Origin of the sequence: Streptomyces sp. SM1, from assembly GCF_002910825.1 — a bacterium.
Taxonomy (GTDB): domain Bacteria; phylum Actinomycetota; class Actinomycetes; order Streptomycetales; family Streptomycetaceae; genus Streptomyces; species Streptomyces okerensis.
On sequence record NZ_NEUB01001054.1, the window covers coordinates 36570 to 46287 of the forward strand.

A 9718-nucleotide genomic window follows, 5' to 3' on the forward strand; every position below is an offset into this window, starting at 1 on the left:
GGGCGCCGTGCGGGCCGCGCCGCGGACGCGGGGTCCGGCACGCCCGTCCGGCCCCGCTCAGCGGTACGGACACGGCGTCGCCGGTTTCCCGCCTCCCGGGCCGGACGGCACGCCTCAGATGACGCCCTGCGCGAGCATCGCGTCCGCCACCCGCTCGAAGCCGGCGATGTTGGCGCCGGTCACGTAGTCGCCGGGGGAGCCGTAGCGCTCGGCCGTCTCGGCGCAGGTGGTGTGGATGTCGGTCATGATGCGGGCCAGCTCCTGCTCGACCTGGTCCGCCTTCCACGAGGTGCGCGACGCGTTCTGCGTCATCTCCAGCGCGCTGACCGCGACCCCGCCCGCGTTGGCGGCCTTGCCGGGGCCGAAGGCGACACCGGCCTGCCGGAGCAGGTCGACGGCGTCGGGCGTGGTCGGCATGTTCGCGCCCTCGGAGACCGCCTTCACGCCGTTGCGGATCAGGGCGGCGGCGTCGTCGGCGGTCAGCTCGTTCTGCGTGGCCGACGGCAGGGCGACGTCCGCGGGAACCTCCCACACCCGCCCGCCGGGCACGAACCGCGCGGAGGTGCCCCGGCGCTCGGCGTAGGTGATGACCCGGCCGCGCTCGACCTCCTTGATCTGCCGCAGCAGTTCCAGGTCGACGCCCTTCTCGTCGACGACGTAGCCGCTGGAGTCGGAGCAGGTCACGGGGTTGGCGCCGAGGGCGGCCAGCTTCTGGATGGTGTAGATCGCGACGTTGCCGGAGCCGGAGACGACCGCGGTCTGCCCCTCCAGGTCCTCGCCGCGGGCGCGCAGCATGGCCTCGGCGAACAGCACGTTGCCGTATCCGGTGGCCTCCGGGCGGATCAGCGAGCCGCCCCAGCCGGCGCTCTTGCCGGTGAGGACACCGCCCTCCCAGCGGTTGGTGATCCGCCGGTACTGGCCGAACAGGTAGCCGATCTCGCGGGCGCCGACGCCGATGTCACCGGCCGGGATGTCGGTGTACTCACCGATGTGCCGGTACAGCTCGGTCATGAAGGACTGGCAGAAGCGCATGATCTCGGCGTCGCTGCGGCCCTGCGGGTCGAAGTCGCTGCCGCCCTTGCCGCCGCCGATGCCGAGCCCGGTCAGCGCGTTCTTGAAGATCTGCTCGAAGCCGAGGAACTTGATGATCCCGAGGTTCACCGAGGGGTGGAACCGCAGGCCTCCTTTGTAGGGGCCGAGGGCGCTGTTGAACTCGATCCGGAAGCCGCGGTTCACGTGCACCTGACCGGCGTCGTCCTGCCACGGCACGCGGAACATGATCTGCCGCTCCGGCTCGACGAGCCGCTCCACGAGTCCGGGCACCGCGTACTCGGGCCGGGCGGTCAGCACCGGTGCGAGCGTCTCCAGCACCTCACGCGCGGCCTGGTGGAACTCGGGCTCCGCCGGGTTGCGGCGCTCCACCTCGACGCGCAGCCGGTCGAGCAAGCTCTTGGGATCGGGGCGTGGGGTCACGGGGTCCCTTTCTGGCACGGCGGACACCGGTCCGGGGACCGGTGAGGGGCGCTCGGCGCCGTTGCCGACCGCGGGACAGCGGCCGCCCCGTTGTATACGACAGGTCGGCCGACCCTCCCAGTGTTACCCCTGCGTTAACGCGATACCAAGGGCCGGGCCGTAATGTCCGCTATATGGACAGCCTGTACGGAGTACGGATGCGTTCCTTCGTACGACGACGCAGGGAGGCCGGTTCGTGATGTGATCACGACCGACGGGTCGGGGGACGGACCAGCCTTCGGCCACGGGCAGATCCATCGTGGGGGATGACATGAAGCGTTCGCTGCTCGCTGCGGCATTCGCGCTGTGCGCGTTACTGACCGCCTGTACGGACGAGGGCGGACCGGACACGCCCCACGTCCCGGACCCGTCCCCGTCCGGCGTCGCGCCACCTCCCCAGGAACCGCTGACCGCGCCCGGTGCGGAGGACGGACACGAAGAGGTCCTCTCCGAGGGCCCGCACCGCGGCGACCGGCGGTTCGGCACGATCGGACTGCCCAGGGGCGAGCTCTGGGTCGCGGTGAACTGCATATCGCTGTCGAAGCCGGTCGGGTTCGAGGTCTCTCTCGACGGGGTCATGGCGTTCACCAGCAAGTGCGCCGGTGTCCAGGTCGAGAGGATGGGTCACCGGCTGACTCTGGATGCAGCGGAACGGACCCATGTCACCGTGACGACGGAGGAGTCCGTTCGCTGGTACATCAGCGTCCAGGTCCCCAGGCGCTGACCGCTCCCACCCCTGGAGCCGGGCGGGCGTCACGCCCGGCCGATCACACCGGCCCGGGGCTGGCTATCGTGGCGGTCCACATCACCTTCACAGATCAACTCCCGCGCGCGACAAGGGGACTCACGGTGGATCAGCAGGACTCCGGCAGGGACGCTCCCCTACGGATCGACACCAGCAAGCCGCATCCCGCGCGGATGTACGACTGGTTCCTCGGCGGCAAGGACAACTACCCGGTGGACGAGGAGCTGGGCCGGCAGCTCGTGGGGTTCGCGCCGGTCATCCCGGTCATGGCACGGATGAACCGGGCGTTCATGCACCGCGCCACGCGCTGGGTGGCGGGCCAGGGCGTGCGCCAGTTCCTCGACATCGGGACCGGGATACCGACGGAGCCGAACCTGCACCAGGTGGCTCAGGAGGTCGCCGCCGACGCGCGGGTCGTGTACTGCGACAACGACCCGATCGTCCTCGTCCACGCCGAGGCGCTGCTGCGGGGCACCGACGAGGGGGTCGTCGACTATGTGCAGGCGGACGCCCGTGACACCGCCGCCATCGTCGAACAGGCGCGCAGGACACTGGACTTCGAGAAGCCGGTCGCGCTGTCCCTGATCGCGCTGCTGCACTTCATCGGCGACGAGGACGGGGCGTACGAGCTGGTCGAGCGGCTCAAGGAGGAGCTGGCGCCGGGCAGTTACCTGATCATGTCCCACCTCACGCCCGACTTCCACCCGGAGGAGGCCTCGAAGAAGGTGGTCGGCCTCTACCGCGCGGGCGGGCTCACCATGGACATGCGCAGCCGGGAGCGGTTCGCCCGGTTCTTCGAGGGCCTGGAGGTCGTCGAGCCCGGCATGGTGGCGGCCGAGGAGTGGCACCCGGAGCTCGGTGAGCCGGTGCCGGGGTCGGAGGGCGTGCGGAGCGGGGCCTATGTGGCGGTGGCCCGCAAGGGGTGAGTCACGCGCGGGGAGACCCCCGGGGCCGGGTGTGGGCCGCCGGTCCCGGGGGTGTCCGCAGGGAGGGGCGGTCTCAGCCCTTCCCGTGCCGGTGGTGGTGCTTGCCGTGCTTCTCGCAGTCGTCCTCCCGCGCCGCCTCCTTCAGGGTGTCCCGCAGGGCGTAGAAGGCGGGCTTGCGCTCGTACTCGTCGGTCATGACGTTCGCGAAGCCCTCGCCCTCGAAGAACACCGGCACCCATGAGTACTTGTCGGTGAAGCCCCAGATGGTGAACGAGTTGCAGCCGTCGACGGCCAGGCACGCCTCGAGCGTCCGCTGGTAGTAGTCGGCCTGCTTCCGCTGCTGCTCCTCGGTCGGCTCGCCGCTCTCCGGCAGGTCCATGCGGACGTCCAGCTCGGTGACGGCGGTCTCCAGGCCGAGCGCGTCGAAGCGGTCCAGGTTGTCCTTCAGGTCGCCCGGGAAGCCGTAGCGCGTGCTGAGGTGCCCCTGTACGGAGAAGCCGTCCACGGGCACGCCCTGCTCCAGCAGGTCCTGGATGAGGGTGTAGTAGGCGTCGCTCTTCGCGTTGAGGCCCTCGACGTTGTAGTCGTTGAAGAACAGCTTCGCCCCGGGGTCGGCCTGGTGGGCCCACCGGAAGGCGTCGGCGACGATGCCCGGTCCCAGTTCACGGATCCAGATGTCGTTCTGGGTGCGCAGGTTGCCCTGGTCGTCGAAGATCTCGTTGGCGACGTCCCACTGCTGGATCCGGCCGGCGTAGCGGCCGACGACGGTGGTGATGTGCTCGCGCAGGATGGCGCGCAGTTCCGTTCTGGAGAAGTCGCCTTCCTCCAGCCACGCCGGGTTCTGGCTGTGCCACAGGAGGGTGTGGCCGCGTACGACCTGCTTGTTGCGCTTGGCGAACTCGACGATGGCGTCGGCCTGCCCGAAGTCGTAGCGGTCGCGCTCGGGGTGGATGTAGTCCCACTTCATCTGGTTCTCGGCGGAGACCGAGCTGAACTGGCGTGCCAGGACCTTCCGGTACTCCCTGTCGTACGTGAAGGGGTCCGGGTAGTCCTGCTCCAGGTGGTGGCCGCCGCCTGCCACGGCGGTGCCCACGACGAAGCCCTCGGGAGCGGCGGCGCGCAGCCGGTCGGACGTGGCGTGGGAGTGCGGGGCGGCCGTCCGTCCGGCCGACGGATCGGCGGCCGCCGAGCCCGCCATGAGCGGCAGGGCGAGGGCGGCGGTGGCGAGGGCCACGGTGGCGAAACGAATGGATCTCATGCGGGGAGTCTCATTCCCATCGTCGTTCTCGAATATTTCGAAATCGACTTCGAAACATTAGGGATGGGCGGACGGTACGGTCTGGCCGAACGGCGCGTCAATACCCGTGCGTGGATGAGTAGCCGAACGGTCGTCCGCACGCCGACGCGCCTCGCCCCCGGCGCGAACCGGGGGCGAGGCGCGATCGGAGGCACGGGCAGAGGCGCGGCACGGGCAGAGGGGCGGCGCGGGCAGAGGCGCGGCACGGGCAGAGGCGCGGCACGGGCAGAGGCGCGGTGTTCAGAGCGACGGGCGGATCAGCTCGTCGGCGGCCCACCGTGCGATGCCGTCGGGATACGGCACCGGCAGCCCGAGGACGACATGCCGGAATCCGGCGTCGAGGGCTTCGCCGATCGCCTCCCGCGTGACACCGGGCCGGTCGACGTCGACGGGCACGTGGATCGAGCGGACGATCGAGGCGGGGTCGCGGCCGATGTCCGCGCAGTAGCGGTCCAGCAGGGCGCTGCGGCGGACCACGTCGGCCATGTCCCCACCGGGGATGTTCCACAGGTCCGCGTGCTCGGCGACCACGCGCAGCGTCGCGGAGGAACGTCCGCCGATGAGGACCGGCGGGTAGGGCCGCTGCACGGGCTTGGGGTTGCCGAACGCCCCGGTGAGGTGGTGATGACGGCCGTGGAAGTCGAAGGGCTCCGGCTCGGTCCACAGCCTTTTGATCACCGTGCAGGCTTCGGCGAGGCTCTCCACCGCCTGTGCCGGGGGATGGAAGGGCAGGCCGTGGGCCGGGTACTCGCGCCGGGCCTCGGGCGGGTTCGGGCGTGAGCCCACGCCGATGCCGAAGTCGAGCCGCCCGCCGGAGACGATGTCGACGGTCGTCGCGATCTTGGCGAGCAGCGCGGGAGGCCGGAACCGGTTGCTGGTCACCATCACACCGAGCCGCAGCCGCCGCGTCCGCGCCGCGAGGGCGGAGAGCAGCGTCCAGCCCTCGTACGCCGGCCCGTCCGGGTCGCCGAAGATGGGCATGAGGTGGTCGAACAGCCAGGCGTGCTCGATCTCCGGTATCGCGTCGGCCTCGTGCCAGACGCGCAGGATGTCGTCGTAGCCCACCTGCGTGGGGGCGGTCATGATCCCGAAACGGGGTCGTAGTGCGGGTGCGGGTGACATGGACTGCCGGACCTCCGGACGGTCAGTGGCGGCGGCGCAGTGACGCGTCGAGCAGCGCGGGCGGCGTGTCGAACTTCTCGTGGGCGGCCAGGTCGACACCGGGAGCGACGATCTCGTCGATCGCGTCGAGCACGTCGGCGGAGAGCACGGTGTCGGCGGCGGCGAGCTGCGACCGGAGGTGTTCCGGCGTGCGGGGGCCGATGAGCGCGCTGGTCACCCCGGGGTGCGCGGTGACGAAGCCGAGCGCCAGCTGGATCATGGTCAGTCCGGCCTCGTCCGCGACCGCGGCCAGCCGCTCGACGGCGTCGAGCCGGGTCCTGTTCACGGACTGCGTGAGGTCGAAGCGGTCCGGCATGAACGTCGAGCGGTGGGTCGTGACGTCCCGGTCCTTGCGGACCGCGCCCGACAGCCAGCCCGAGGCCAGCGGACTCCACACCAGTACGCCAAGTCCGTACTCCTCGGTCACCGGCAGGACGTCCGCCTCGATGCCGCGCTGCAGTATCGAGTAGCTGGGCTGCTCGGTGACGTACCGGCCGAGCCGCAGGTCGCGGGCGGCCCACTGGGCCTGCACGATGCGGTACGCGGGGAAGGTGGAGGAACCGAAGTACCGGATCTTCCCGGCGCGTTGCAGGTCGGTCAGCGCCGACAGGGTCTCCTCGTCGCTGGTCTCCGGGTCCCAGCGGTGCATCTGGTAGAGGTCGACGTGGTCCACGCCGAGCCGGCGCAGGCTGTCGTCCAGCGCGGTGACCAGCCAGCGGCGCGAGCCGCCCTTGTGGTTGCGCTCCTCCCCCATCGGCATGGTCGCCTTCGTGGCCAGCACGATGTCGTCGCGCCGACCGGTGATGGCCTTGCCGACCATCTCCTCCGACTCCCCGCCGCTGTACATGTCGGCGGTGTCGATGAGGTTGACGCCGGCCTCCAGGGCCGCGTCGACGAGGGCGGTGGCCTCGTCCTGGGTGGTGCGCCCGATCGCACCGAAGTTCATCGCGCCGAGCGCGAGAGCGCTGACCTGTACGCCGGTCCGGCCCAGGGTGCGGTACTGCATGTCCGTATCTCCTCATGGCAGACTGAACCCGAAACGGAACACCGTTCCGGTACACCCCGACGATACGGAACACTGTTCCGTTTTGGCAAGCATGGGCACGCGCGAGCCTGCGTGAGACCATGCGGGGGCGTGCGAGAGGTGGAAGGAACGACGCGGTGAAGCAGAGCGACGAGGGTGCGGGGCCGGCGGCCCCGTCACGGCGCAAGGACGCCCGGCGCAACAAGGAGACGCTGCTGGAGGCGGCCGCCGCGGTCTTCGTCACCTCGGGTGTGGACGCCCCGGTGCGCGACGTGGCCTCCCGCGCCGGCGTCGGTCTCGGCACCCTCTACCGCCACTTCCCGACCCGGGCGGACCTGATCATCGCCGTCTACCGGCACCAGGTCGAAGCCTGCGCCGAGGCGGGACCGGCCCTGCTGGCCACCGCCGCGACCCCGCACTCCGCCCTGCGGCAGTGGATCGACCTCTTCGTCGACTTCCTGGTCACCAAGCACGGCCTCGCCGCCGTCCTGCGCTCCGACCAGGCCGGATTCGGGGCACTGCACGACTACTTCCTCGACCGCCTGCTTCCCGTCTGCGCCGAACTGCTCGACTCCGCGGTCACCGCAGGCGAGATCCGCGCCGACATCGACGCCCTCACCCTCATGCGCGGTGTCGGCAACCTCTGCATCGGCGCGGAGAGCGACCCCGACTACGACGCACGCCGACTGGCCGGCGTCCTCGTCGACGGGCTGCGCCGACCGGACTGACGGCCGACCGGGCCGCGGGACCGACGAGGCCGCGGGACCGACCGGACAGCAGGTCCGTACCAACCTCTTGCCCCCGCCCCCGCTACACCGCAAGCTCCCCTCATGGAGCTGGAGTTGCGGCATCTGAAGACGATCCGGGCGATCGCGGACGCGGGCAGCCTCACCCGGGCGGCCACCGAACTGGGACTTGCCCAGCCCGCGCTGAGCGCACAGCTCAAGCGGATCGAACGCGCCCTGGGCGGTGCCCTGTTCGAGCGTGGCCGGCACGGCGTGCGGGCCACCGCGCTGGGCGAACTGGTGCTGGAGCGCAGCCGGATCGTGCTGCCCGCGGTGACCGAACTCCAGCAGGAGGCAGCCGGTTCGCCCGGGCGCCCCACGCGACGGCGTGCTTCCGGCTGGGCGGCACCCACGGCCCGCTGCTGGGCGCCGTGGTGGACCGGCTGGCGGGCGTGGTGCCCGACGCCCGGGTGACGACCTGCATCTCCTGGTCCGAGCGGGAACTGGCCGGGCTGCTGACCGAAGGACGGCTGGACTTCGCCCTCGCGGGGACCTGCGGTTCGGCCCCGCCGCCCGGCGCGGAGGGACTGGTCTGGCAGGAGGTCGCGGTCGACCCCGTGTTCGTCATGGTCCCGGAGGGGCACGCCCTCGCCGGGGCGGTCGAGGTCGACCTGGCCGAACTGGCCGGTGCGGAATGGGCCTGCGTACCCGGCGACGGCTGCTTCGGGGACTGCTTCACCGTGGCCTGCGCCCGGGCCGGCTTCACCCCGCTCCGGATGTACGAGACGGACACCTCCTCCCTGGTCCACCTGGTGCAGGTCGGCCGGGCGGTCGGACTGTGCCGGGCGACCTTCCACCAGCCGATCAACCCGCTGCTCCAGAACTACGGCCTCACCCTGAAGACGACCGGCGGCGACGATGACGACCCGCCCGGGGAGGAGGAGCCCGGCGGCACCTGGTCCGCGGGCACCGTCTACCGGGCGGGCGACACGGTCACCTACGGCGGCACCACCTACCGCTGCCTCCAGGGCCACCAGGCCCAGCCCGGCTGGCAGCCCCCGAACGTCCCGGCCCCGTGGCAGCGCGTCTGACCCACGCCTGACCATCCCGGCGGGGGAACACAACGGCCCCGGGCACACCGAACGGGCGTACCCGGGGCCTGCACCGCTGCTCTAGTGCCTATCCGCCTTCCAGTCCCGGGCCAGCAGTCCGAGCAGGACCTCGTCCATGAACTCGCCCATCACCCAGGCCGAGGAGCGCAGCACGCCCTCGCGGACGAAGCCGTTGCGCTCGGCGGAGCGCAGCATCGCGGCGTTGTCCGACAGGGTCTCGATCCCCAGCCGATGCAGGCCCCTTACGACGAAGCCGTAGTGGCACAGGACCGCGACCACGTCGGTGCCGTAGCCCTTGCCCCGGGCGGCCGGCAGCAGGCCCAGCCCGATGTGCGCGGCCCGGTTGTGGTGGTCGATGCCCCACAGCGTCGCGGTACCGACCAGCGTGCCGCCGGCCAGCTCCACCACGGAGAACGGGACGTGTCCCTGCTCCGTGTCGTCCACCACGAGCCGCGGATCCTTCGAGCCCGGCGTGATGGGCCGCCACGGCCCGCCTTCGGCCCGTGACGCGTTGACCACGTCGTCGTACAACTCGGCCCGCAGGACCGGGATGTCCTCCTCGTGCCGGGCCCTCAGCCCGATCTTGGTGCCCTTCAGCATGCGAGCTTCCTATCCGACCGGCCCGGCCGGCGGCAAAGCATTAAGCGCCCGACTCCTCCGGAGTCCGCCGAGACAGTGCCAGTCCGGATCTCAGTGCCGGCAGAGGCAGAACGGATGGCCGGCCGGGTCCGCGTAGACCCGCCAGTTGGCCCCCGGGCGGATCTGGTCCGTCCGCTCCAGCACGGTCGCACCGAGGGCGAGCGCCCGATCCTCCTCCGCGTCGAGGTCGTCGACGTCGAAGTCCAGGTGGAGCTGCTGCGGACGCTCCTGGTCGGGCCATGCGGGCGGCCGGTAACCGTCCGCCTGCTGGCAGGCCAGCGGGACCCCCTCGAAACCGTGCACCTCGACCCACCGGGGCTCCTCCGGGTCCGCGACCACCCGGCCGCCGAGCAGTTCCGCGTAGAACTCGGCGAGCCGCACCGGATCAGCACAGTCCAGCGCGACGGCCTGCAGCTTTCGGATCACTCCGACCACCCTTCGTTCCACGACCACTGGGGCACGACACCCCGTACGGATCGGCCCTACCCGTCACCCCACCGGGCATGCCCGGCGGCAGGAGCTACCAGGAAGGAGAGGTCCATCAGTCCGCGGTCCCGGGCCCATCGGCCGGTGCGAA

At 71.2% G+C, this 9718-nt stretch carries 11 protein-coding genes; 5 read left to right on the plus strand and 6 right to left on the minus strand.

What is annotated here, in order from left to right:
• Nucleotides 1–114: 114 nt before the first annotated feature.
• Entirely contained in the window at nucleotides 115–1473 is a 1359-nt protein-coding gene (gene gdhA / locus B9S61_RS39970) for an NADP-specific glutamate dehydrogenase (protein WP_181007754.1), read from the minus strand.
• Between the two features lie 310 nt (nucleotides 1474–1783).
• Between gdhA and B9S61_RS39975 the strand changes: the two genes are divergently transcribed.
• Entirely contained in the window at nucleotides 1784–2236 is a 453-nt protein-coding gene (locus B9S61_RS39975) for a hypothetical protein (RefSeq protein WP_103546606.1), read from the plus strand.
• Between the two features lie 125 nt (nucleotides 2237–2361).
• The gene (locus tag B9S61_RS39980; RefSeq protein ID WP_103546607.1) at nucleotides 2362–3183 is read left to right on the plus strand and encodes an SAM-dependent methyltransferase; all 822 of its coding nucleotides are present in this window, start codon (nucleotides 2362–2364) and stop codon (nucleotides 3181–3183) included.
• 73 nt (nucleotides 3184–3256) lie between these two features.
• On the opposite strand, the gene B9S61_RS39985 is transcribed toward B9S61_RS39980, so the two are convergent.
• From B9S61_RS39985 to B9S61_RS39995, 3 genes are all read right to left on the minus strand, one after another.
• A complete protein-coding gene (locus B9S61_RS39985; RefSeq protein WP_103546608.1) occupies nucleotides 3257–4441 on the minus strand; it encodes an endo-1,4-beta-xylanase in 1185 nt (394 codons plus the stop codon).
• A 279-nt stretch (nucleotides 4442–4720) separates the two neighbouring features.
• Nucleotides 4721–5563 carry an LLM class flavin-dependent oxidoreductase gene (locus B9S61_RS39990; RefSeq protein ID WP_258040139.1) on the minus strand — a complete coding sequence of 281 codons (843 nt, stop codon included), beginning with the start codon at nucleotides 5561–5563 and terminating at the stop codon, nucleotides 4721–4723.
• 61 nt (nucleotides 5564–5624) lie between these two features.
• A complete protein-coding gene (locus tag B9S61_RS39995) occupies nucleotides 5625–6647 on the minus strand; it encodes an aldo/keto reductase (protein ID WP_103546610.1) in 1023 nt (340 codons plus the stop codon).
• A 119-nt stretch (nucleotides 6648–6766) separates the two neighbouring features.
• Here B9S61_RS39995 and B9S61_RS40000 point away from each other — a divergent pair, with 119 nt between their 5' ends.
• The 3 genes from B9S61_RS40000 (at nucleotide 6767) to B9S61_RS43210 (ending at nucleotide 8481) form a co-directional block, all read left to right on the plus strand.
• The gene (locus B9S61_RS40000) at nucleotides 6767–7393 is read left to right on the plus strand and encodes a TetR/AcrR family transcriptional regulator (protein WP_181007755.1); all 627 of its coding nucleotides are present in this window, start codon (nucleotides 6767–6769) and stop codon (nucleotides 7391–7393) included.
• A gap of 102 nt (nucleotides 7394–7495) precedes the next feature.
• Nucleotides 7496–7864 carry a LysR family transcriptional regulator gene (locus B9S61_RS43205; protein WP_258040140.1) on the plus strand — a complete coding sequence of 123 codons (369 nt, stop codon included), beginning with the start codon at nucleotides 7496–7498 and terminating at the stop codon, nucleotides 7862–7864.
• Nucleotides 7861–8481, plus strand: coding sequence for a carbohydrate-binding protein (locus tag B9S61_RS43210; protein ID WP_258040141.1), 621 nt, complete (start codon nucleotides 7861–7863; stop codon nucleotides 8479–8481). Before B9S61_RS43205 ends, B9S61_RS43210 begins: the two co-directional genes overlap by 4 nt.
• Nucleotides 8482–8562: 81 nt before the next feature.
• On the opposite strand, the gene B9S61_RS40010 is transcribed toward B9S61_RS43210, so the two are convergent.
• Together B9S61_RS40010 and B9S61_RS40015 are read right to left on the minus strand one after the other, a co-directional pair.
• Complete coding sequence (locus B9S61_RS40010) at nucleotides 8563–9102, minus strand: GNAT family N-acetyltransferase (protein ID WP_103546612.1); 540 nt, start codon at nucleotides 9100–9102, stop codon at nucleotides 8563–8565.
• A 90-nt stretch (nucleotides 9103–9192) separates the two neighbouring features.
• The gene (locus B9S61_RS40015; RefSeq protein ID WP_103546621.1) at nucleotides 9193–9567 is read right to left on the minus strand and encodes a VOC family protein; all 375 of its coding nucleotides are present in this window, start codon (nucleotides 9565–9567) and stop codon (nucleotides 9193–9195) included.
• Nucleotides 9568–9718 lie beyond the last annotated feature (151 nt).

Bases quoted from the DNA above. Each gene is read 5' to 3' on its own strand.
- B9S61_RS39985 (WP_103546608.1), bottom strand. From the start codon at position 4,441: ATGAGATCCATTCGTTTCGCCACCGTGGCCCTCGCCACCGCCGCCCTC.
- B9S61_RS39975 (WP_103546606.1), top strand. From the start codon at position 1,784: ATGAAGCGTTCGCTGCTCGCTGCGGCATTCGCGCTGTGCGCGTTACTG.
- B9S61_RS40000 (WP_181007755.1), top strand. From the start codon at position 6,767: ATGCGGGGGCGTGCGAGAGGTGGAAGGAACGACGCGGTGAAGCAGAGC.
- B9S61_RS40010 (WP_103546612.1), bottom strand. From the start codon at position 9,102: ATGCTGAAGGGCACCAAGATCGGGCTGAGGGCCCGGCACGAGGAGGAC.
- B9S61_RS39990 (WP_258040139.1), bottom strand. From the start codon at position 5,563: ATGACCGCCCCCACGCAGGTGGGCTACGACGACATCCTGCGCGTCTGG.
- B9S61_RS39995 (WP_103546610.1), bottom strand. From the start codon at position 6,647: ATGCAGTACCGCACCCTGGGCCGGACCGGCGTACAGGTCAGCGCTCTC.
- B9S61_RS43205 (WP_258040140.1), top strand. From the start codon at position 7,496: ATGGAGCTGGAGTTGCGGCATCTGAAGACGATCCGGGCGATCGCGGAC.